Annotated in this window: 17 protein-coding genes and 1 pseudogene; 7 read left to right on the forward strand and 11 right to left on the reverse strand. The window is 73.2% G+C overall.

Going from position 1 to position 22,824, the window contains the following annotated elements:
- Positions 1-7 precede the first annotated feature (7 nt).
- The 8 genes and pseudogenes from OG276_RS35970 to OG276_RS36005 form a co-directional block, all read right to left on the reverse strand.
- Positions 8-751: an Asp/Glu racemase gene (locus OG276_RS35970; protein WP_266913404.1), complete on the reverse strand. Its 744-nt coding sequence runs from the start codon at positions 749-751 to the stop codon at positions 8-10.
- 106 nt (positions 752-857) lie between these two features.
- Positions 858-1,772, reverse strand: coding sequence for a fumarylacetoacetate hydrolase family protein (locus tag OG276_RS35975; protein ID WP_266912031.1), 915 nt, complete (start codon positions 1,770-1,772; stop codon positions 858-860).
- Positions 1,773-1,897: 125 nt separating this feature from the next.
- Complete coding sequence (locus OG276_RS35980) at positions 1,898-3,010, reverse strand: cupin domain-containing protein (protein ID WP_266912033.1); 1,113 nt, start codon at positions 3,008-3,010, stop codon at positions 1,898-1,900.
- Positions 3,007-4,029: a carbon-nitrogen hydrolase family protein gene (locus OG276_RS35985; protein ID WP_266912035.1), complete on the reverse strand. Its 1,023-nt coding sequence runs from the start codon at positions 4,027-4,029 to the stop codon at positions 3,007-3,009. The genes OG276_RS35980 and OG276_RS35985 overlap by 4 nt, the downstream gene beginning before the upstream one ends.
- Before the next feature lie 20 nt (positions 4,030-4,049).
- Positions 4,050-6,341, reverse strand: a complete 2,292-nt coding sequence (locus tag OG276_RS35990; protein WP_266912037.1) for an FAD-dependent monooxygenase — start codon at positions 6,339-6,341, stop codon at positions 4,050-4,052.
- Positions 6,332-6,808, reverse strand: coding sequence for a thioesterase family protein (locus OG276_RS35995; protein ID WP_266913406.1), 477 nt, complete (start codon positions 6,806-6,808; stop codon positions 6,332-6,334). The genes OG276_RS35990 and OG276_RS35995 overlap by 10 nt, the downstream gene beginning before the upstream one ends.
- An 87-nt stretch (positions 6,809-6,895) precedes the next feature.
- Positions 6,896-8,548, reverse strand: a pseudogene (locus OG276_RS36000) (AMP-binding protein); the annotation flags it as partial.
- Between the two features lie 193 nt (positions 8,549-8,741).
- The gene (locus OG276_RS36005; protein WP_266912039.1) at positions 8,742-9,233 is read right to left on the reverse strand and encodes an ATP-binding protein; all 492 of its coding nucleotides are present in this window, start codon (positions 9,231-9,233) and stop codon (positions 8,742-8,744) included.
- A gap of 310 nt (positions 9,234-9,543) precedes the next feature.
- Between OG276_RS36005 and OG276_RS36010 the strand changes: the two genes are divergently transcribed.
- A complete protein-coding gene (locus OG276_RS36010; RefSeq protein WP_266912041.1) occupies positions 9,544-10,503 on the forward strand; it encodes an alpha/beta hydrolase in 960 nt (319 codons plus the stop codon).
- Positions 10,504-10,893: 390 nt separating this feature from the next.
- Here OG276_RS36010 and OG276_RS36015 read toward each other — a convergent pair whose 3' ends face one another.
- On the reverse strand, positions 10,894-11,901 hold the full coding sequence (locus OG276_RS36015; RefSeq protein ID WP_266912043.1) for a LacI family DNA-binding transcriptional regulator: 1,008 nt from the start codon (positions 11,899-11,901) through the stop codon (positions 10,894-10,896).
- A 114-nt stretch (positions 11,902-12,015) separates the two neighbouring features.
- Positions 12,016-13,593 carry a carboxylesterase/lipase family protein gene (locus OG276_RS36020; RefSeq protein WP_266912045.1) on the reverse strand — a complete coding sequence of 526 codons (1,578 nt, stop codon included), beginning with the start codon at positions 13,591-13,593 and terminating at the stop codon, positions 12,016-12,018.
- A gap of 247 nt (positions 13,594-13,840) precedes the next feature.
- Between OG276_RS36020 and OG276_RS36025 the strand changes: the two genes are divergently transcribed.
- Both OG276_RS36025 and OG276_RS36030 read left to right on the forward strand, forming a co-directional pair.
- Positions 13,841-14,734 carry a PQQ-binding-like beta-propeller repeat protein gene (locus OG276_RS36025; RefSeq protein ID WP_266912047.1) on the forward strand — a complete coding sequence of 298 codons (894 nt, stop codon included), beginning with the start codon at positions 13,841-13,843 and terminating at the stop codon, positions 14,732-14,734.
- 32 nt (positions 14,735-14,766) lie between these two features.
- Positions 14,767-15,123, forward strand: coding sequence for a hypothetical protein (locus OG276_RS36030; protein WP_266912049.1), 357 nt, complete (start codon positions 14,767-14,769; stop codon positions 15,121-15,123).
- A 97-nt stretch (positions 15,124-15,220) separates the two neighbouring features.
- Here the strand turns inward: OG276_RS36030 and OG276_RS36035 are convergent, their stop codons facing one another.
- The gene (locus OG276_RS36035) at positions 15,221-15,943 is read right to left on the reverse strand and encodes a phosphatase PAP2 family protein (RefSeq protein ID WP_266912051.1); all 723 of its coding nucleotides are present in this window, start codon (positions 15,941-15,943) and stop codon (positions 15,221-15,223) included.
- An 851-nt stretch (positions 15,944-16,794) separates the two neighbouring features.
- On the opposite strand from OG276_RS36035, the gene OG276_RS36040 reads away from it, so the two are divergent.
- From OG276_RS36040 to OG276_RS36055, 4 genes are all read left to right on the forward strand, one after another.
- Positions 16,795-18,048 (forward strand): MFS transporter, encoded by a 1,254-nt coding sequence (locus OG276_RS36040; protein WP_266912053.1) that lies wholly within the window; start codon positions 16,795-16,797, stop codon positions 18,046-18,048.
- Between the two features lie 230 nt (positions 18,049-18,278).
- On the forward strand, positions 18,279-19,205 hold the full coding sequence (surE, locus tag OG276_RS36045) for a 5'/3'-nucleotidase SurE (protein ID WP_266912055.1): 927 nt from the start codon (positions 18,279-18,281) through the stop codon (positions 19,203-19,205).
- A 104-nt stretch (positions 19,206-19,309) separates the two neighbouring features.
- Complete coding sequence (locus tag OG276_RS36050; protein WP_266912057.1) at positions 19,310-20,959, forward strand: carboxylesterase/lipase family protein; 1,650 nt, start codon at positions 19,310-19,312, stop codon at positions 20,957-20,959.
- 468 nt (positions 20,960-21,427) lie between these two features.
- Complete coding sequence (locus OG276_RS36055; RefSeq protein ID WP_266912059.1) at positions 21,428-22,819, forward strand: hypothetical protein; 1,392 nt, start codon at positions 21,428-21,430, stop codon at positions 22,817-22,819.
- The last annotated feature ends 5 nt before the right edge of the window (positions 22,820-22,824 follow it).

Genomic DNA, 22,824 nt, shown 5'->3' on the forward strand with positions numbered 1-22,824 from the left:
TCTCCGGTCACCCCGAGGCCGGCGTCCCCGGGAGCAGGGGAGCCTCCGCGTAGGCACCGGAGAGCAGATGACCGGCGCCGGGGGCGACGGCCGGCAGGTCGAGGGCGCGCAGCATCTGGTGGGCGGTGCAGACGGCCGCGGAGACGACCGGCTTGCCGAGCAGCTGCTCCGCCTCCTCGATGGCGCCGAGCGAGGGCATCTGCACGCAGGCCGACAGGACGACCGCGTCCGCGTCGGCGTAGTCCAGGGCGCGGGCCAGACCGGGCAGCCTGGCCGGGTCGTGGGCGGCCACGTCGAGGTTGTTCGGGATCTCCAGGGCCTGGTAGTCGAGGACCTCGATGCCCTCGTGGGTGAGGTAGTCGACGACGGTCTGCGTGAGCGGGCGCATGTACGGGGCCAGCAGGGCCACCTTCTTGGCGCCCATCGTGTGCAGCCCGTGGACCAGGGCGCCGGCGCTGGTGACCACGGGGGCGGGGGCCCCGTTCTCCACGGTGCGCCTGTGCAGGCGGTCCTCGGAGGTGCGGTGGTAGCCGAGGCCCATGCTCATGATGGCGACCAGGCAGGCGTAGCCGAGTACGTCGACCCGCGCGTCCGAGAGCTCCACGGCGCAGCGGTCGGAATCGGCGTCCATGGCCTTGAGCTGCTCGGGCGTCACATGGGTCATGCGCATCCGGCTGGAGTGGAAGGTGAAGCGGTCGTCGGGCGCGACCTCCATGCGGGCGCGCAGGATCGCCGGCACCTCGGTTTCCATGGTGACGTTGGAACTCGGGACGATCTGACCGATGCGGTAGGTACGGGGCGGCACGGGGGCTCCTCGATGGTCGGGACGGGGTGTTGGGGCAGGTGTCCGGCAGGGGTCAGCGGGCGTCGACGACGGGGTTGGCGAGGGTGCCGATGATCTCGACGGTGGCCTCGACGGTGTCGCCGGGCACGAGGAACTCGGGCGGGACCATGCCCGCCCCGACGCCGGACGGGGACCCGGTCGCGATGACGTCGCCGGGCTCCAGGGTCACGCCCGAGCTGATGTCGGCGATGAGCCGGGCGATGGGGAACAGCATGTGGCGGGTGTTGGACTTCTGCTTGGTGACCCCGTTCACCCGCAGTTCGAGGTCGAGGTTCATCGGGTCCGGGACCTCGTCGGCGGTGACCACGGCCGGGCCGAAGGGGGCGTAGGAATCCTGGCCCTTGGAGAAGAACCACTGGCCCGAGCGGCGCTGGTCGCGGGCGCTGATGTCGTTGACGATGCTGAAGCCGAAGATGTGGCCGTACGCCTCCTCCTCGGTCACCCGGAAGGCGGCCCGGCCGATGACCACGGCGAGCTCGCACTCCCAGTCGAGCTGCGTGGTGAGGTCGGCGTTGTGCAGGATCGGGGCCCCGGGGCCGGTGACGGCGGTGGCGGGCTTGCTGAACAGCACCGGACGCGGGGGCAGGTCCTTGTCGGTGTCCAGGCTGCGGCTGGACTCCTCCACGTGCTCCACGTAGTTCAGCCCGACCCCGATGATCTTGCCGGGGCGCAGCGGGGCGCGCAGGGTGACGTCCTCCAGCCGGTGTACGGCCCCGGCGGGCCGGTCCGCGGGGTCACCGGCCAGCAGCCGGGCGGCCGCCTCCCGGGCGGGGGCGCCGGCCCGGACGAAGGAGAGCAGGTCGGCGGGCAGGTCGACGCCCGCGTGCCGGGCGAGGGCCGCGAGGTCGTACACCAGGCCGTCGACCTGGGCGCCCAGGCGGTCGGCGGTGCCGGTCATCGGCGCGGTCGTGTAGGTCAGCAGTCGCATCGGTGGCTCCTGGAGGAGAGGCGAAGGGCGGAAGGGAGGGGAAGAGGGCGGAACGGAGGCGGCGCGGGGTGCGCCGCCGCACCGGGACCGGTGTCAGGGCCGGCGGTCCGGTGCGGCGACGCGGCTCAGGAGGCGGGCTGGTGCCCGCCGTTGTCCGGGTACGCCTCTTCACGGTGGAAGCCGAGGGACCGCATGACGGGGAAGTCGTTGAAGGAGAACAGGCAGGCGTCCTCGGACGGGTCGAGGTTGTGGTGCTCGTGCCAGGCCCAGGACGGGACGCAGAACACGTCGCCCTGCTTCCACTCGAAGCGCTGCCCGGCGATCACCGATACACCGCGCCCCTTCGCCGCCGTGTAGATCACCGACCCGGTGTGGCGGTGGGCCAGGGTGGCCTGGCCCGGGCGCAGCAGCTGCATGTGGGCGCTCATGGTGGGCATCACCGAGCCGCCGGTCACCGGGTTGGTGTACTCCGCGATGACCCCGTCGTACGGGGAACCCCCGGTGGCCGAGGCCAGGCCGCGCAGGGCCTCGTAGGTCTGCTCCCAGGGGTAGGCCAGCAGCGGGGAGTAGGGGCGGGTCCACTTTTCGCAGCCGTACGGGAGCAGGTTCGCGGCGTAGGTCAGGACCGAGGAGTTCACCACCTTCCCGGGCTGCTGGTACAGCTCGGGGTGGACCTCGTAGAACCCGGCGTCCAAGGCGTTGACCAGCGGGATGTCCAGGCCGTCCTGCCAGATCACCGGGGCGTCGGAGGAGTCGTTGCCGTGCTCGTGCCAGGTGCCGTTCGGGGTGATGGCGAAGTCGCGCGGGCCGACCTTCAGCTTCTGGCCGTCCACGATCGTCCACGCCCCGGTGCCCTCGTGCACGAAGCGCAGCGCCGCCGCCTGGTGCCGGTGGGCGGTCATCGCCTCACCGGGACCCATGATCTGCAGCCCGGTGTAGAGGAGGCCGGCGGCCGCACTGACGTCCCTGCGGCCGGGGTTGACCAGCATCACCACGCGGCGGCCCGCGTCGTCGGCCCGGACCAGGCCCAGCGCCTTGTGGACCAGGGGGCGCAGTTCCTCGTAACGCCACAGCGCCGGAACGGACTTGGGCTGCGGATACCAGGGCTCGATGTCGTTGGCCACCGTCCACAGCGCACCCGCCTCCAGGGCTTCGAGCTCGCCGTAGTAGGCGGTGAGTTCGGGGGTGTCGGAGACCCGGGCGCGGCCGAGCGCGGTGTCGTCCTGGTCGGTGGTCATGCGTCCTCCTCGGGGGTGGCGGTGGTCGGCAGGGCCGTGTGCGGGACGGTGAAACTGACCGGCCGGCGCGGCCGGTTGTCCACTTCGAGGCGGAAGACGTCGAAGCGGTTGTAGTGCCCGGTGATGTCGTGCATCTGCTTGGGCTGGATGCACCGGTTCAGGTCGATCTCGGCGTAGACGATGCCCTCGACGTCGACGAGCGGCTCCGTGACCGGGCGGCCGTCGGGGCCGAAGATGCCCGACAGGGCGCTGCGCGGCCGGGCGAACAGGGCCCGTACCTCCTCGTCCTCACCGGCGACCGCGTCGACGATCTCGGGCGAGACGGTGGAACAGGCCACGACGGAGAAGACCTTGCCCTCGAAGCTGTGGGCCGCGGTCCGCACGGCGATGGCCTCGGCCATGTCGTAGTCGGTGGGTGCCACGGGCAGGGCGATGTAGCAGGCAGCGTGCACCAGTTCGCCCTGGGCCAGGAGGGTGAAACGGGCCAGGGTGTTGGTGTTCTCCCCGCAGGCCAGGGCGCCGACCGGGCCGACGGGGGTCTGGTGGACGCGCAGGGAACTGCCGTCGCCGCCGGTCCAGGTGAGCTTCTCGGCCCAGGTGGGCACCAGCTTGCGGTGCACGCCGAGCAGTTCGCCGTCGGGGCCGATGGTCAGCAGCGTGTTGTAGAGCACGCCCAGGCTGTGCGGGGCGCGTTCGTTGACGCCGATGACCAGCACGACCCCGTACTGGCGGGCCGCCGCGCGCAGGGTGTCCACGTGCGGGCCGGGGATGTCGATGGACGCGCGCTGCAGGCGCTCGAACCAGGGCGAACCCTGGACCGGGTTCATCGTCCAGTTCCAGTACGGGTAGCCGGGGACGAACGCCTCGGGGAAGACGACGAGTTCGGCGCCCTTCCCGGCGGCCTCCGCGATCAGGGCGACGGCCTTGTCGACGGTGGCGGCGGGATCGAGGTAGACGGGAGCGGCCTGGACGGCGGCCGCGGTGAAACGGGGCAGGTCGTTCGGGGGACGGGTCTCCATGGGAATCTCGGCCGTTCCGTTCAGAGGGCCGGCGCGGCGACGCGCGGCAGCCATCGCTGGTGCACCGGTGCGGCGGGCCGCCGCAGCAGTTCGAGGCGGGGCGGCACCCGGTCGGTGCGCGCCGCCGGCGGCCGCGCGCTGCCGGCCCGCCAGGACCGGGCCCACGGCGCGGCCGGCCCGCGGTACCCCTGCGCCACGGCCGCGTGCAGGGTCCACAGCGGGTCGTGGAGCTGGGCGCGGCCCACCGCGCACAGGTCGGCGCGGCCCGCCAGGATCACCGAGTTCACGTCGTCGTAGGTGGAGATCGCGCCGACGGCGATGGTCGCCACCCCGGTGGTGTTGCGGATCAGGTCGGCGTACGGGGTCTGGTAGCTGCGGCCGAAGGCCGGCCGCTCGTGGGAGACGACCTCGCCGGTCGAGACGTCGATCCCGTCGGCGCCCGCCGCGGCCAGGGCGCGCGCGATGTGCACGGCGTCGGCCTCGTCGAGGCCGCCCGCGGCCCAGTCGGCGGCCGAGACGCGGACCAGCAGGGCCTTCCCGGCCGGCCACACCGTCCGTACGGCGCGCAGCACTTCGAGCGGGAAGCGCAGCCGGTTCGCGACCGGCCCGCCGTACTCGTCGGTGCGCAGGTTGGTCAGCGGGGAGAGGAACCCGGACATCAAATGGCCGTGCCCGTAATGGAGTTCCAGCACGTCGAAGCCGGCCCGGTCGGCGCGCTCGGCCGCGCGCACGAAGTCCCGTACGACCAGGTCCATATCGGTGCGGCTCGCCTCGCGGGGCAGTTGGCCGCCCTCCTCCCAGGGCAGCGGGGACGCGGCCAGGGGCCGGCCCCCGGTGGCCCGGCGGCCGGCGTGGGTGAGCTGGATGCCGAGGCAGGTGTCGGACTGGCCGTGCGCGAAGGCGGTGATCCGGCCCCAGGCGGCCTCCTGCTCGTCGGTCCACAGCCCCGGGCAGCCCGCGTCGGTGCGGCCGTCGGCGCTGACCGCCGTCATTCCGGCGATGACCAGGGCCGCGCCGCCGAGGGACTGGGTGCCCAGGTGGACGAGGTCGAAGTCGCCGGGAACTCCGTCGACGGCCGTCGACAGGGCCATGGGCGGTACGACGATCCGGTTGCGCAGGCGCAGGCCGCCGAGCCGGAAGGGCCGGAACATGGGCGGGACCGGCGCCGAGGCGTTGACGGCGGTGGTGAACTCCTCGTCGCGCACCCGCAGGTTGTCGTAGGTGACCCGGCGGCTGCGGGTCAGCAGGTTGAAGGCGAACTGGTGCGGGTCCTGACCGGTGTACCGGTCGATGTTCTCGAACCACTCCAGGCTGGCCTGCGCCGCCCGCTGCGTGGACTCCACGACGGGCCTGCGCTCGTCCTCGTAGGCGGCCAGCGCGCTCTCCACGTCGGGGTGCTCGTGCAGGCAGGCGGCCAGCGCGAGGGCGTCCTCCATGGCGAGCTTGGTGCCCGAGCCGATGGAGAAGTGGGCGGTGTGCGCCGCGTCCCCGAGCAGCACGGTGTTGCCGTGGCGCCAGGTGCGGTTGCGCACGGTGGTGAAGCGCAGCCACTTGGAGTTGTTGGGAATGAGCCGGTGGCCGTCCAGGTGCTCGGCGAGGACCTCCTCGCAGCGGCGGATCCCCTCCTCGTCACTGGCGCCGGGCGCGAGGTCCGGGCCGGCGGAACCGGCGAAGCCGCCGCGCTGCCACGTCTCCTCGTCCATCTCCACGATGAAGGTGGAACGGGCGTCGTCGTACGGGTACGCGTGCACCTGGAGCGTGCCGAAGTCGCGCTCCTCGACGATGAAGGTGAAGGCCTCGAAGACCTTGTCCGTGCCGAGCCACATGTAGCGGCCCGCGCGCTCGTCGAGATCCGTGCCGAAGGTGTCGGCGTAGGCGGCCCGGGTGGCCGAGCGCACGCCGTCGCAGGCGACCACCAGGTCGTATTCCGAGGCCAGTTGCTCCGGCGGAGGGGACTGCGTGCGGTAGCGGACGTCGATGTCCAGGGCGGCGCAGCGCTCCTGGAGGATCTGCAGGAGCCTCCGGCGGCCCAGGGCGGCGAAACCGTGCCCGCCGGAGGTGAGGGTCCGGCCGCGGTGGCGGACGTCGATGTCGCTCCAGCGGGCGAACTCCGCCGACATCGCGGCGTGCACGAAGGGATCGGCCTGCGCGATGCCGTCGAGGGTCTCGTCGGAGAAGACCACCCCGAAGCCGAAGGTGTCGTCGGGAGCGTTGCGCTCCCAGACGGTCACCTCCCAGTGCGGGGAGATCTGCTTGGCCAGGGCGGCGAAGTACAGGCCGCCCGGCCCGCCTCCGATGACTGCTATGCGCACGGGGCGCCTCCTCGGTTGTTCTCGATCAGTTCGGGGGCCTGCCGGCCCGCCTTCGTGAGGACCTCGCGGACCTCGGCGGGCCACGGGGTGGTCCCGGTCGCGCGGGCGGCGGAATGGGCGATGACCATCCGGCCGCTGGCGGCCACCGCACCGTCCGGGCCCTCGGGGCCCTCCGGGCCCGGCTCGCCGCGGACGGTGAAGGCGTAGTGGAGGGAGCTCGTGCCGACCTTGGTGACCCGCAGTTCGGTCCGTACGGCCTCGCCGAACCAGAGCCGGGCCCGGTAGTCGGCCTCGAAGTGGACCCGGGGCGTGCTGCCGAAGAGGTGCGACAGGCCCAGGCGGCGCAGCAGCACGGCCTCGGCCGCCTCGACCCAGCGGATCACGGTGGAGTGGTGGTAGTGGCCCGCCGCGTCGGTGTCGGTCCACTCGACCCGCCGCTCGACGACCACGCTCGGCAGGTCCGGCACCTGCGCCTCGGGACACCCGGCGGCGCAGCCGCCGTCGTCCGCCGCCGGGGCGCTGGGGGCGGCTTCGGCCGGTTCCCCTCCCCGGGTGCGGAGTTCGGCGCGCCGGAGCTTGCCGGTCTCCGTACGGGGGAGCTCGGCGACGAACTCCACCGCGCGCGGGTACTTGAAGGGGGCGATGGCCGCCTTGACGTGCTCCTGGAGCGTGCGCACGGTCTCCGGGGCGGCCGGGACGCCCGCGCGCAGCACCACGTACGCCTTGACGAGCATCCCGCGCCGCTCGTCGGGGACCCCGACGACGCCGCAGTCCGCCACGTACGGATGGTCGGCCAGCGCCTTCTCGACCTCGGGCCCCGCGATGTTGTAGCCCGAGGAGACGATCATGTCGTCGCTGCGGGCCACGTACCAGAAGTAGCCCTCGGCGTCGCGGACGTAGGTGTCGCCCGTGATGTTCCAGCCGCCCCGGACGTACGTGGTCTGGCGCGGGTCGTCCAGGTAGCGGCAGCCGGTGGGCCCGGTGACGGCGAGCAGGCCGGGCTGCCCGTCGGGGACGGGCACCCCGTCCGCGTCCACCACTGCGGCCCGGTAGCCAGGGACGGGCCGGCCCGTGGAGCCGGGACGGATGTCCCCGTCGGCCGCGGAGATGAACACGTGCAGCATCTCGGTGGCGCCGATGCCGTCGATGATGCGCAGCCCGGTGGCGGCGTGGAACTCCTCCCACACGGCGGCGGGCAGGGGCTCGCCCGCCGAGACGCAGCGGCGCAGCCCGGCCAGCCGGTCGGCGGCGCCCGCGGCCAGGATCGCGCGGTAGGCGGTGGGCGCCGTGAACAGGACGGTCACCCCGTGCGCGGCCACGAGCTCGGCCAGCTGCCCGGGCGTCGCCGTCTCCACGAGCAGGGTGGCGGCCCCGACGCGCAGCGGGAAGACCACCAGCCCGCCGAGCCCGAAGGTGAACGCGAGCGGCGGGGTGCCGGTGAACACGTCGTCGGGCTGCGGCCGCAGGACGTGCCGGGAGAAGGTGTCGGCGTTGGCGAGCACGTCCCGGTGGAAGTGCAGGGTCGCCTTCGGGCGCCCGGTGGTGCCGGAGGTGAAGGCGATCAGGGCCACGTCGTCCGCGGCGGTGTCCACGGAGGCGAAGACCCCGGCCTTGGCCGCGCAGCGGACGGTGAGGTCGTCCTCGCCGGGGCCGCCGTACGCGACCACGCGCGGGGCGGTGGCCCGGCCGGGGCCGGCTTCGGCGTGGGCTTCGGGGGCGGCGTCAGCGGCTGCTTCGGCCGCGGCCTGGAGTTCCTCGATGTAGCGGTGGTCGCACAGGGCGACGGAGGGGCGGCTGATCTCGCACAGTGCGGCGAGCTCGGCGGCGCGCAGCAGCGGCACCGTGGTGACGGCCACTCCGCCCGCCTTGAGCACGCCGAACCAGGCGGCGACGAGCCAGGGGTTGTTCGGGCCGCGCAGCAGCACGCGGTTCCCGGGGAGCAGGCCCAGGTCCTCGGTGAGCACCTGGGCGACCTGGTTGGCGCGCAGCAGCAGCTCGCCGTACGTCCAGCGCTCTTCGGTGGTCAGCAGACAGGGGCGGTCGGGTCCCCAGCGCTCGACGGCGTCGTCGAGGAGGCTGTGGGCGCAGTTGAGCCGGTCCGGGTAGTCCAACTCCTGGAGGTCGAAGTGGAGTTCGGGCCAGAGGTCGAACGGCGGGAGCCGGTCGCGGCAGAAGGTATCGGCGTGCGCCGAAGGGGAGAGCTCCATGGGGCGGCACCTCAATCAGGGAGCAGCGGGGGAGATGGGGCAAGTATCTCGATAAATTGGCGGCCGTCAATTCCTCGCCATATTTTTGTGAGGCGATCGTCCCCCGAGTGGCTGCGGGTCACCCCCTCGGTGGACCTGTCTCGGCCCTTTCCCCGAGCCCCCCGGTGCGCGCGGATCCGCACCGGCACTCGTGTCAGGCGGCCGGCACGCGCACCCGTACGGATTTGCCGAACTCATCGGCCTGGACGCTGAGTTGACCGCCCGCCTCGGTGGCCATCAGGTGCACGATCAGCAGGCCGCGACCGTCCTCGGCGTCCGGGTCGACCTCGCCCCGCGGGTGCGGCAGTCGCGGCAGGGACGAGGCTCCGTCGGCGACCTCCAGCTGGAGCCATCCCCCTCGCAGGGAGATCCCGACGCGCAGGCGGCCCGCGTCGGCGGCGTGCAGGACGACGTTCCCGACCAGCTCGCTCACGGCCAGCAGCAGGACGTCCGCGATCTCCGCGGAGATCTCCCAGCCGTCGAGCACCGAGCGCACGCGGGAGCGGATCAGGGGGACGGTCGCCGCGGTGGGCTCCGCGGCCCAGTGGTCGAATCCGCGAGGCCGGGAGGCGGTCGCGCAGGCCAGGGCGGTCGCGGCGGCCTGGTCGGCGACCGGCTGGATGGTGGGGGGTGCGGAGGTGGGCATGGCGTGCTCCCGGAGGGGAAGGCGACGACATTCGCGCGGTGGCTCGTGTAACTGCCGAGGAACTTGGACTGCCCGTGCTCTTGTGGTCTGCGGAAACGCGTCGCTAGAGTCGTGATTACACGTGTAACACGCTAGGCCTCCTCCCCGGCTCGCGCAAGCATTTCGGACATACGTTACGAAGCCTTGTCCGTAGTCCTCGGCGCTCGGTACTCAGTGCTCCGCGCCGAGTACTCGGTGCTCGCGCGGCCGGGGCGGGACCCCGCACCTGAACCCCTCGGGCCCCCGGGCCCAACAGATTGGAAGGGCCGCAATGACGCAATCGCTCCCCGCCGCGATCGATCCGGCGGACATGACCTGGCCGCCTCCGCCGTACCGGACCCCCGAGTCCGCCGTCGTGGACGCGGACGGGGTCCGCCGCTTCGAGGGGATCACCTACGCGACCTCGCCCGGCTACCGTCCGCGGCTGCTCGACGTCCGGGTACCCGCGGGCGAGGGCCCCTTCCCGGCGGTGGTGTGGATCCACGGCGGCGGCTGGCTGGACGGCGACCGGCGCTACCCGCCGCCGACCGTGCCCGTGGAGCTGCTGCACGGGTCGGTACTGGGGGCCGGGCTGGCCCTCGTCTCGATCGACTACCGGCACAGCCTGGAAGCCCCGTTCCCGGCCCAGCTGCACGACGTGAAGGCCGCGATCCGCTACGTCCGCCAGTTCGCCTCCGTCCTGGGCATCGACCCGGACCGCATCGGGGTCTGGGGCGAGTCCGCCGGCGGCCACCTCGCGGCCCTGGCCGGGGTCGTCGGCGCGAACACCCCGGACGCCGCCGAGCTGGAGGGCGCGCACGGAGTGGGCGCCGGCGACACCGCCGTACGGGCCGTCGTCGACTGGTACGGGGTCTCCGACCTGGTCACCCTCGCCGAGCACCCCATGCCGCCGTTCCCGCCGCTGCCCGGCGGAGCCGAGTTCCCCGACCCGTACGAAGCCCTCCTCGGCGCGTCCGTCGCCGAACGCCCCGAGCTGGCGCGTGCCGCGAGCCCCGTCACGTACGCCGTCGAGGGCTCGGACCCGCCGCCGTTCCTGCTGATCCACGGAACCCTGGACGGACTGGTGCCCTACAGCCAGAGCGAGGAGCTCGCCACGGCTCTCGCGAAGGCCGGGGGCGAGGTCACCTTGACTCCCGTCGAAGGCGCCGACCACATCTTCCTGGGCTCGCCCGACATAGACCGCATCGTCGCCGACAGCGTCGCCTTCCTCGTCCGCCACTTGACCGCCTGAACCCCGGAAAGGTCAACGGCCCGGCCCCGCACCGGCCGCCCCGACACGGGGCGCCGGGCACGGTGCCGGGCCGCTTCCGGGTGGCCGCCCGTAGGCGCGACGGACGCCGCAAGCGGGTGGAGCGGGACACGGACGCCTGGCGCCATGGCTCGTGTGATCATGTGCCGAAAGGCTCATGGCGCGTGGACGGCCACGCGCACTGCGCGCGGAACAACCGCTCTCCCGCACCTGGGGGCCGACCCCACCGTCCCGGATTCATGGACTCTCCACGGACCCGTTCGCGCACCGGCGCCAGGGGCGGACACGGTTCTGGTGGTACCGCCGCCTGGCCGACAGGTCGGAGTGGGGGGTGACGGAACGCGGCACGCCGCAGGTCGTGCCCCGCCAGGCCTACGAGGTCTCGCGCTGGATCAGGACCGCCTCTATCTCGGGCACGGGCGCCGTGGTGCCCGTCTCGATGAGCTCGTGCACGGCGTCGGCGACCATGGCCGGCGAGGCCAGGTCCAGGCGGATCGAGGTCAGCGGGGGGTCCTGGAGCGCGGAGAGGACCAGGTCGTCGGAGCCCACGACCGCCACGTCCTGCGGTACGGAGATCCCCTCGGCCCGCAGCGCGTGGAGGAGCAGGGCGGCGTACTCGTCGTTGTACGCGAACACGGAGTCCAGCCCGAGGCTCCGCCAGCGCCTCGCCAGCGCGGTCGCGGACTCCCGGGTGTACGAGAGCTCCACCGGGGTCACCGTGGCCATGTGGTGGGCGGCGACCGATTCGGCGCCCGCGAGCCGCGGCGCGGCGAACAGGCCGAGGCCGCGCTCCTGGGGCATGACCACGCCGATACGGGTCCGGCCGCGGGCGATCAGGTGCTCGGCGGCGGTGGCGCCGATCAGGGCGTGGTCGAAGCCGATGGTGTGCACGCCCGGGACGGGACGGGAGGCGAAGGCGAGGAGTCCCCGCACCCCGGCGCGCCGCAGCAGCTCCGCGGCCTGCGCGGTGAGGCGGTCGCCGTCGAGGGCGATGACGGCCGCGGGGCGCAGTTCGGCCCAGGCGCGGGCGGCGTCCAGGGAGTCGGTGAAGCGACCCGCGTGCAGGACCGCGGTGTAGCCGTGCCGGTCCAGCTCGCTGTGCAGGTCGTCGACCCAGTCGCTGACGAGGCGGCCGACCGCGGAGATCGACGAGGGCATCAGGACGAGATTGCTGCGGCCGGCCCGCAGGGACCGGGCCGCGGCGTGCGGTACGTAGCCGAGCTGCCGGGCGGCGTCGAGGACGCGCGCGCGGGCGGCTTCGCCGACGCGGTGGCCCTGGGTGTCGTTGAGGACGAAGGAGACCGTGGCGCGGGACACCCCGGCGAGGCGGGCCACGTCGGCGCTGGTCGGGGACGCCGGAACGGGAGTGTCTTTGGCCATGACGTCGATCGACGCTCCTTTTGATCGGCTCGATACCTTCCTTTCGAAGGTTACACGAGTTAGATCAAGGGAGCGCGGGTCCGCCCGGATGGGCGGACCCGGGAGGCGGAGGCGTCACCGGGGTGGGTCGAGCGCCCCCTCGTGCAGGCGCAGGGAGTCCCCGGCGAGGTCGTCGAGGGCGGTCACCACGGAGTCGAAGCGCATCGTGGTGCGGGTGTCCTTCTCGTACGGGCTCCACGTCGGCATGCCCGGATGGTTCGGGTCACCGGTGCGGACGAAGGCGATCCAGGCCTCGTGCATGGTGTGCGCGAGGCCGTCCCGGACGGCGGGGTCGAGGCCGGCCACCAGGGGTGCGTGCGCCCACTGGTCGAAGTTGGCGAAGGCGAAGGGCAGTTCGAGGCAGTGCGCCGCTCCGAGCCGGCCGTCGTATGCGGCCGCGGGGAGGTCGAACTGGTAGGCCCACACCGGGTGGCCCGCCGCTGCCCGCGCTTCGGCCAGCCGGAGGGCCGGCACCCGGAAGAGCTCGTCGGTGATGAGGTCCATCAGGACGCCGGCCGGACCGGCGCCCGGGCGCGCGTGCTCGTACGCCGCGTAGACGCCGGGGGCCGCCTCGGGGCCGAAGGTCTCCGCGATCCGGTCGGTCACCTGCTCCCGGGAGGCCGCGGCGTAGGCCTCGTTGAGGGCGAAGCCGAAGTTGGCCTCCTCCCGGGTCCAGCCGATCATCACCTCGATGCCCGCGGCGGCGCCGTGCAGCAGGGCCTGCGCCGGGTGGCGCGGCAGGGTGACTCCGTCGATCACGGGCAGGAACGGAGTGGGCCAGTACCCCCAGCGCGTGGTCAGCGCGAAGAGCCCGCCCATGGCGCCGATCAGCTCGGGCCAGGGCACGGCGCGCAGCTCGGCCAGGTTCTTGACCCCGGCGAGCTCCAGGTACGCGGCGGTGCGCTCCCGGTAGGCGTCGGGTGCGGGAAGGTCCAGGCCGAAGGGCGGGCTCATCAGGATCACCCGCCGGATCAGGTCCTGGGCTTCCGGCAGCCCGGCGAGGGCGGCCGTGGACACCGCGCCGCCCGACTGGCCCGCGACGGTGATCGAGCCGGGGTCGCCGCCGAAGGCGGAGATGTTCTCCCGTACCCAGCGCAGGGCGGCGAGCTGGTCGGTCAGCCAGTGGTTGGCGCCGGAGCCGTCCGGCCCGTCCTCGGTGTCGGTGTCCGTGTCCATGTCCGTGAGGAGGTAACCGAGCGGGCCGATGCGGTAGTTGATGCTGACGACGACCAAGTCTCCGTCGCGGGAGAAGGTCGCGCCGGAGTAGTTCGGCAGCGACCCGGAACCGGAGACGAAGCCGCCGCCGTGGATCCAGACGAGCACGGGCCGCCGGGCGTCGTCGACGGCGGGCGTCCAGATGTCGAGGGTCAGGCAGTCCTCGTCGAAGGGCGGCGCACCGTGCCCGCCGAGGACGGGGTCGCCACCCTCCATGTGCATCTGCGGGGCGCTGGGCCCGTCGGCGGTCGCGTCCCGGGTGCCGCTCCAGCCCGGATGCGGCCGCGCGGGCCGCCAGCGCGACGTGCCGACCGGGGGCGCCGCGTAGGGCACGGCCCGGAAAACGGCGAGCCCGTCCTCGATCGCGCCGCGGAGCGGGCCCGCGGGCGGATGTGCCACGGGCTGATCGGGCTGATCGGGTCCTGGGGTGGGTGCCATGAGTCGATCCTTCCTGGGCCGCGCGCCGAACGCGCGCCGACCCGCCGAGAATATGGCGTGAAATCTGCGACCGTCAATGTTTCGCGATAACCGGGCTGGGTGGGTGGGATGGGTGTGGCCCGTGCGGGGTGGATGGTCGGGCGGGGCGGATTCGGGCCGTGCGTGCCGCCGCCCGGGTGGGTGCGGCTGTCCTCCACGTCCGTCCGCCGTAGGGCGATCGCCTGGTCACCGAGCGGATGAGGCATGCGTGAAGTCGAGCCGCCCCGTCGGCCGTTGGGTTCTCACCGCGCTGCTCCTGTGGGCTGCCGTCACGGGTTGCGGCCCACAGCAGAACGGACCGACGAACACCTCGCCGAAGGCCGCCCGCGCGGTCTTCGAACCGCCGGCGAAGTTCGACGCCGAGGCCGGTGTTCCGATGCCCGAGGAGGCCACCGCCGGGCTCTTCACCCGCAAAGGGCAAGAGGCGGAGCCGGTGAAGAGTCCCGTGGCGCTTTACGGGGAGAAGGCCTACGTGGGTACGCGGGACCGGCCGCTCGTCTTCGACACCGCCAGCGGCGCCTCGACCGCCCTTGCGCCGGACGTCGCCCCGGTGACGGATCCGCAGGGCGGGTCCTTCGCGTACCCGGTGGCGATCACGGAGGGCGCGGAGCCGCTGGTCCTCGCTTCGTTCGTGGTGGAGCGGCCCGGGACCGGAACGCAGGTCGCACGAACCTCCGTGGAGCTCATGGCGGTTGACGCGGCCGCCGGACGGGTGGCATGGCGGCTGTCGTTGACCGTTCCGGAGTGGGCGAAGAACGTGCGGAGCCCGCTGAGTGCGCGCATCGTCGGTAGCTCGGGCCATGTCGCAGTCGTGGGGATCGGTGCCTTCGCGCCCTCCGCCCACACCACCTACGCCATCGACCTCGTGAGCCGTCGAGTGCTGTGGACGCGTGACCTGCTCAGGGCGGAGGTGGTCACGAAGGGCATGGTGGCGGGCATTACCGAGGACGGGATCGAGAGCGAGTACGGAGCCGTTGCCGGATTCGACCTGGACACCGGAGACCGGCGCTGGCGCGGGGAGGACGGCGAACATCCGGCCGTGGGCACCGGTGACCGCACCTCGTCGCCGTCTCGTGGAGGAGCACGTCCGACTTCGATCTGATCCGTCGCCGGCTCGTCGACCCGCTGACCGGCGTGGTCCGGCACGTCCTCCCGGAGGACTTCGGACCCGCCGAGTGTGCCTACGACGGCATCGGCGCACTCGTCTGCTTCGGGAGCCGGGACGGTCGCTCCGTGTGGGCCTTCGATGCCGCCGGCGGTGAGCTGCTGTGGAAGTTGCCGAACCGGACCGCCTACCGCATCGCGCCGCGCGTGACCGCCGTGTGGCACGGTCGGATCTACGGCAGTACGGAGAACGGCCCGGTGGCTCTCGATGCCCGCACGGGCGAGGGCCTGCCCACGTCCCCCGGCATCGCACCCTACGCGGTCAACGAGTACGTCGGCCTGGCGCTCAAGGGGACGGAGGCAGTGGCCTTCCCGGCGGTCGGGTGACCACGGCGACCCGCACGGCCGCACCCGGCCGGAACCGGCCCGCTGCGGCGGGCCGACCGGCCCGCCGGGTCGTCGGCCCGGCCGTTGCGGAGGGCGGCTAAGTCCAGAGGGTGTCGGCCGCCATGCGTTCGGCCTCCGTTTCCAGCAGGGCGGCGAACGCCCGCCACAGCAGCAGGCAGGCCCCCACTGCGGCGAGGGCGCCGGCGAAGGTGTCGCTCAGCCACTGGGCGTGCTGCCAGGTGCGGCTCCACATCATGGCGCCGGTGTAGCCCGCGCCGAACAGCCACCACCAGCGTCGGCCACCCGGCGGGAACAGCACCACCGCGGCTGCCATCACCAGGGCCACCGCGCTGAAGACCTGGCCGGAGGGGTACGAGCCGTCGTTGACCAGAACCCAGGTGTGCGGGGGTCGCGGCCGGTCGGCCAGCGCCTTGAGCGGCAGCACCAGGAGCACGTTGGCCACGATTGCGGTCGTGAAGACGAAGAGCGCCGACCGCCAGCGCCCGTACATGCACAGGCAGCCCATCAGCAGCAGCGGCACGACCGTGCCCAGTGGCCCGCCCAGGCGGTCGAGAACGGTGGCGAACCCGCTGGCGGTGTCCGAGGGCGAGCCCTCCAGCGAAGCGGCCCACGCATCGTCGAGGCCCTGGAAGAAGGGCTGTTCGTCCACGCGCAGGAGTACTCCCATCAGCACGGACAGCAGGAGGAGTGCCACGCCCCAGGCGAGGGCGTGGCGGGGCGGAGCCGCGGGGACGGGTCTCCTGGGCGGTTGGAGGGGGATCGGGGGCGGGGTGGGGGCGTGACCGAAGAAGCCGGACATGGAGGAACCTTTCGCAGCCGCCTTCCCGGCGTGGGGGCGCACGGGAAGGCGGCGGACGGGCGCGAAGCGCGGGGACGAGCGGAAGCGGGCGCATCGAAGCAGCGGCACCGAAGTGGGCGTGCCGAAGTGGGCGTGCGGAATTGGGTGTGCCGAAGCGGGCGTGCGGAAGTGGGCGTCTGGAAGTGGGCGTGCCCACGCGGGCGTACCCGGGCCGGTTTGCCGAGTCCGGCCGGATCGGCCGACCCGCACCGAGTCGGCCGAGCGTCCCAGGGTGCGCCGGCCCGAAGGCGCGCCGAAGCCGTGGTCGAGCCCCGCAGGGGTGGGCGGGCTCTGCCGGGGCGTGGTGGTGGGGTCGGCGCGGTGCGGCACGGAGTATTGCGGAAGCGTGACCGTCGCCACAAGTGCAAGAGGGTTCTCGGCCGGGCCGGACGCGTCCGTAGGCCGCATTTGGTTGGTTACACGTGATCGACCTGGACTTCGTCTAGGGGTCACGATCTGTACGGAGCTCTGCGTCAACCCTTGGCGAGACCGGTGAGTGAGTGCTACACAGTGTCCAAGCACCTGAAGTGACACGTGTAACAACATCGGGTTAACCGCACAGCAGCCCCACCGCACGGCAGCCCCACCGCACCACAGCAACCCCGCACCACAGCAACCCCGCACCGCACCGCCCGCAGGCACCGCACGCACCGCGCCGAGCAACCGCACCGCGTCAGCCGCCTCGCGCTCGGCGCGGCATTTCCAGGCGACGCCTCGTGCGCAACCGCACCCCCGGCGTCTCCGCCCTCCCCGCGCACCGCACCGGCGGTCCCCCCACGCCACCTCCCCGCTCCGTCCCCCGAGGAGTCGTCATGGCTACGAACGAGATCATCGACCCGCCCGCCCCGGCGGATCCCGAACCCTCCCGCGGACGCGGGCTCCTGCTGCTCCTGCTCGTCGCGAACTCCGCGATGATGGCCGTCTACATGGGCGTCGGCTCCGTCCTCCTGCCCACCCAGATCGCCGCGATCGCCGGCGACGACAAGGTGGCGGTACTGGGCCTCATCGGCGGTATCAGCGCGATCTTCGCCACCGCGTTCAATCCGATCGCCGGCGCCCTCTCCGACCGCAGCGGCCGCCGCAACCCCTGGGTCCTGGGCGGTGCGATCGGCTCGCTCGTGGGCCTCGCCGTCCTCGGCAGCGTCAGTACCGCGCTGCTCGTCGGGATCGGCTGGTGCCTGGTGCAGGCGACCATGAACATCTACCAGGCCGCCGTCACCGCGATCGTGCCCGACCGGGTGCCCGCAGCCCGGCGCGGTACCGCGTCCGCCCTGGTGGGACTGGGCCTGCCCATCGGCGGCACGGTCGGCGTGCTGATCGCCTCCCAGACTTCGGAGCACCTGCGCACCGGCTACCTCGTCTTCGGCGGGGTCATCGCCGGAGCCGCGCTGCTCCTCACCTCCTTCTGCCGGGACCTGCCGCGCTCGGAGCCTGCCCCGGACGCGCCCGCCGCTCCCAACGGGGCCCAGATCAAGGCCTTCCTCTCGGCGCTCGCCAACCACGACTTCCGATGGGCGTTCATCGGGCGCGCCCTGATGGTCCTCGGGTACTTCTCGGTGGTCGGCTACCAGCTCTACATCCTGGGCGACCACATCGCGCTCCCCGCGGGGCTGACCCCGCCCGCCGCGATGGCGGTGCTCACCCCCGTGTCGATGGTCGCGATGGCCGTCTCCACGGTGGTCGGCGGGCTGCTGTCCGACCGCTGGAACCGCCGCAAGGTGTTCGTCGGAGTCTCGGCCGCCCTCGCCGGGCTGGTCATGGTGGTCCCCGTCGTCAGTCCCACGTGGACGGGCATGCTCGTGTTCAGCGCGCTCAACGGCCTGGCCTTCGGATGCTTCATGGCCGTCGACACCGCGCTCGTCACCCTGGTGCTGCCCCGGGCCGAGGACGCCGCCCGCGACATGGGCGTACTGAACATCGCGAACGCCGGGCCCCAGATCATCGCCCCGTTCGTCGCCTCGGCCGTGGTCACCACCCTGGGCGGCTACACCCCGCTGTTCCTGGTCGGCGGCGCGCTCTCGCTGATCGGCGCACTGGCGATCCTCCCCATCCGCAGCGTGCGCTGATCCGGCCGGACCGGACCCCGTAAAGGTCTCCGACCTCGGGTTCCGCCCCCAACCTCCGGGCCGCCCCTCCCGGGCGGCGGCCCGGCCCGCACTCCGGCGGGCTCGCGCCGAGGGTCGCGAGCCCGCCGGGCCCCACCCCTTCCAGGCCGCCCTCACCCGATTCCGGTTCTTCCTACCCAGTTTCCGGTTTCCAGTTCCCCGTTTCCACTTCCTCTCCGAAGGAGCGTTCCTTGCAAAGCAAGCGAGTTCTGCCGTTGGCCGCCCTGCTGCTCTGCGCGCCGGCCCTCGCCGGTACGGTGCCCGCCGCCGCGGCCGAGCCGCAGGCAGGGCCGGCGCCCGCACCGGTGCCCGCGGGCCCGCTGCGGATCCTGCTCACCAACGACGACGGTTACAGCGCGCCCGGCATCCGGCTGGCCTTCGCGCGGCTGACCGCCGCCGGGCACGACGTCACCATCGTGGCGCCGCTGACCAACCAGAGCGGCGCCGGTACGAAGACGTCCAACTCCCCGTCCCTCACGGTCCGCCACCCCGAGCCGAAGGTCTGGGCGGTCGACGGAACCCCGGGCGACTCGGTGAACTTCGGGCTCTCCGAGGTGTTCGAAGGGCGAGCGCCCGATCTCGTCGTGTCGGGCACCAACTTCGGCCCGAACGTGGCCGCGCTCGCCAGCCACTCCGGCACGGTCGGCGGCGCCGTCGCCGCGCTGGACGCCGGCGTGCCCGCCATCGCCCTGAGCACCGGTGGTCTCTCGGCCCCCGACCCCGTCACCACGGTCAACGCGATGGGTCCGACGCTCGACTTCGCCGTCAAGCTGATCGACCGGCTGCGCTCGCGCGCCCGTTCCGGCCCCCTGCTGCCCCAGGGTGTCGGCCTCAACGTCAACCACCCCGTCATCGGCGCCGACGGGAAGGGCACCCCGGCCGGGGTGGCCACCACCTTCCAGGACGCGCAGGCGCTCCTGAAGGCCGACTTCACCGATGCCGGCGACGGCACTTGGAAGGTCGGCGTGACGGTGGACCTGAAGACGCCGGCCCGCGGCAGCGACGTGGAAGCAGTGGCGGCCGGGAAGATCGCCGTCAGCCCGATGAACGCCGACTGGAACACCGGACCGGTCGACTTCGCCGTCACCGCCGCCCTGCTCAACGGGCTCCGTCCGTAGGCAACCCGGCAGTCCCGCCGACCACACCAGCCGGCCTTCCGGAGGCGGGGCGGGCGTTCCGCGCCCCGTCCCGCCCCCGGACGGTCCCCGACCCAGGAGTACGGATGCAACGGCTCTCGCACCGGATCGCCCGGCTTTCCACGGCAACGGCAAGACCCTTATTCGCCACGGCACTTGCCCTCACCGCGCTGATCGCCACCGCGCTCCCGGCCGCCGCCTCTCCCGGCGGGCTTCCCGGCGGAGTTCCGGGCGGCCCGCCGGACGGCTCGCCGCGCCCGGTGGTCTCCGTCGCGCAGGGCGCGCTGCGCGGCCGCGCCCACGACGGGGCGCAGGAGTTCCTCGGCGTGCCCTACGCCGCCGCACCGGTCGGGGAGAACCGGTTGCGCGCCCCGCAGCCGCCCCCGCGCTGGAACGGAGTGCGCGAGGCCGTCGAACAGGCCCCCGCCTGCCTCCAGTTCTCGCCGTTCGGGCTGCGCGACCCCTCGGCCGTCAGCGAGGACTGCCTGTACCTGGACGTGTACCGGCCCGGCCGGGCCCGCGCGGGGGCCCGGCTGCCGGTGATCCTCTGGATGCACGGGGGCGCGTACAGCCAGGGCACCGGCACACAGTTCGGCGGTCGCACCATGGCCGAGCTGACGGGCTCCGTCGTGATCAGCATCAACTACCGCCTCGGCCAGCTCGGTTACCTGGGCCTCCCCGAACTGGGCCGCCAGAACGCACTGCGCTCCGGCTCCTTCGGCCTGATGGACCAGATCCAGGCCCTGCGCTGGACGAGGGAGAACATCGCGGCCTTCGGCGGTGACCCGGGCAACGTCACGGTCTCCGGCCAGTCCGCGGGCAGCGGTTCGGTGTGCGGACTGCTCGCCGCCCCGCCGGCGGCCGGGCTGTTCCACCGGGCCGTCCTGCAGAGCGGGCCCTGCACGCTGCTGCGCACCCCCGACGGCGCGCGGGCCGAGTCCGAGGCGCGGGCCTTCGCCGCGAGCGCGGGCTGTCCCGATCCGGTCGGGGTCGTGGCGTGCCTGCGCTCCGTTTCCGGGCAGTCGCTGGTGGACGCGGCCCGTACGCTGCCCACGTCGGGTCCCGCGTCGGGCGACGGCCTGCTGCCGCGGGATCCGGCCGCCGCGATCGCGGCCGGGGTCTGGAACAAGGTCCCGGTCCTGATCGGGAGCACCCGCTCCGAGGCGCGCCTGTTCGTCGCGCTGACCCAGCCCGCCCTGACGGCGGAGCAGTACGCGCAGCAGGTCCTCGCGGGCTACGGCGCGGCCGGGCCGGAGGTCCTCGCCCGCTACCCGGTGGCCGCTCACGGATCCCCGTACCTGGCGCTGTCGGCGGTCATGACCGATTCGACGTTCGCCTGCGAAACCGCCCGGACGGCGCAGTCGTTCGCCCGCCAGGTACCCACCTTCGCCTACGAGTTCGACGACCCCGACTCGCCGACCCTGGCGGGCGCGCAGGTCCCCGGCCTGGACGAGTCGAACGCGCACAGTGCCGAACTCGCCTACCTGCACGACTTCACGATGGGCGAGCGGCCCCTCAGCTCCGTCCAAGTCGCCCTGGCGACAAGGATGAAGCGCTACTGGGGCGCCTTCGCCCGCCACGGTGTTCCCGCGGTCGCGGGCCAGGCCACCTGGCCGGCCACCGGACCGGGCGGCACGGTACTGACGCTGGCGCCCGAGGGGGACCGGCCCGACCGGGCCTTCGCGGCCGAGCACCAGTGCGGCTTCTGGCGCGACCAGCCCGCCCGGCCCCTCTGAGCGGGAGACGAGACCCGGTGGTCCCCGTACGGGGGTGATCCGCGCGCGCGTCAACGCGCGAGCGCGGAGCTCACCCTTGGGTGATCACCGAAAGGGCGGCGGCCCGGGGGGTGCCGCCACGCCGCCGGATGCCCCGAGGGCCACGGTCCCCACGGGCATCCGGCGGTTTCCCGCGTCCACGGCGCGGGTGCGGGCCGCGCGCCGACGGGGGATCGCCGCGCGGAACGGACCGCGCGCGATGCCAGCATGCCCGTTCGGGCAACGGAACCCAGGCGAAGCCGTTGCGCAGGCACGGGAGGTGGGAACGTGACCGCTCAAGCGGTGGGCACGGCGGCTCGCTCGACGCTCGCAGGGCGCAGGCCCGCGGAGGCGCCCGCGGACCCCGCCGGGGTCGCGGACGCGTCCGGATCCGCGACCCCGGCGGGGTCCGGAGCGGGCCCAACGGGCACAGCGGCCCCAAGGGTCGCAGTGACCCGGGCGGCAGGAACCGCGGCGGTCTCCGGGCCGGCTCCGCGCCGCACGGATCCGGAGCTGCTGCTCGCGGCCTCGGTGCTGCTGGCGGACGCCGCCCTCACGGCGAAGCAGGCGGGCGCCGAGCTGACGGGCGCCCTCAGCAGCTGGCGGGTGGGACTGGAGGCGCTGCGCCGCCCCGCCTGGGCGCTCGGTACGGCCGTGTCGTGCGCACGTGCGCTGACCAGCCCGGCGGGGCTCGGATTCGGGGCCAACGGCGGAGTGGCCGGGGAACTGGCCCGGATCGCGGGAAACTTGACGTACCGCAGGCCGGCCGCCGTGGCGATGGCCGTGGACGCCTTCGCCCTGCGGATCAGGGCGATCGCCTCCGATCACCCCAATCTGGACTCGCCGCTCGCCAGGCGGCTGACCGACGCCATGGTGGCGGGGAACAGGCTGGAGGCGCTGCGCGCCACGCACGCGCTCGTCGAGCGCCTGGGAGTCACCCGGGCCCTGACCACGATGAGCCCTGTGATCATGGAACTGTCCGCGCTGCTGGGCCTGCTCGACGAGAACCCGGTCAACGACGAGTTCTCCTGGGTGACGCTGGCCGGCGGAGTGCCGGTCACCGACCCCTTCCTCGGACTGCCGAGCACCCTGCTGAAGTACCTCAACCCGGGCCCCGGCCGGGCCGAGCGGGCCGACGCGGACTCCATCCTGGACAAGGTGCTGGCCGCGTCCGGAAACGACATCGTCAGCTACGTCAACGACATCGGCGCCCTCGGCAATCACGGGCTGGTGCTGCTGCGCCGCATCGAGTGCGCGGACGGCGTCGTACGGCACGTCCTGCTGCTGCCCGGAACGAGCTTCGGCCTGCTGAGCAACAGCACCCCGCAGGACCTGGTCGGAGCGTTCGACGGGCTGCTGCGCACGGATACGACGTACACGCGCGCCGCGCGCAAGCTGCTGGTGCGGGCCGGGGTGCCGGCCGGGTCGGAGCTCATGATCGTCGGGCACAGCCTGGGCGGCATGACCGCGATGAACCTCGCCGCGGACGTGGAGGTTTCCTCCCGCTACCAGCTCACGCACGTGATCGCCGTGGGCTCGCCCATCGACGGCAAACGGCCCGCCGACCACACCACCCGGGTGATCAGCCTCGTCAACAACCACGACGTGATCCCGATGATCGACGGCCGCGGCCCCGCCTCGCCCAATGACATCCCCGCGAGCTGGGTCGAACTGGCCTGGCTGGACGAGTCGTACGACTACCCGCTGTCGCACGCTCCGCAGGCCTACTCGGACACCCTGCGCGGCCCCATGGCGCACCACCGGGAGACGGTCAACGCGCTGATCGGCGCCTACGACGGCCGCATCGTCGGCAACCAGCCCTACATGCTGCGCGACAAGTGACCCAG

The sequence above is a fragment of the Streptomyces sp. NBC_00086 genome (assembly GCF_026343255.1).
Taxonomy (GTDB): Bacteria; Actinomycetota; Actinomycetes; order Streptomycetales; family Streptomycetaceae; genus Streptomyces.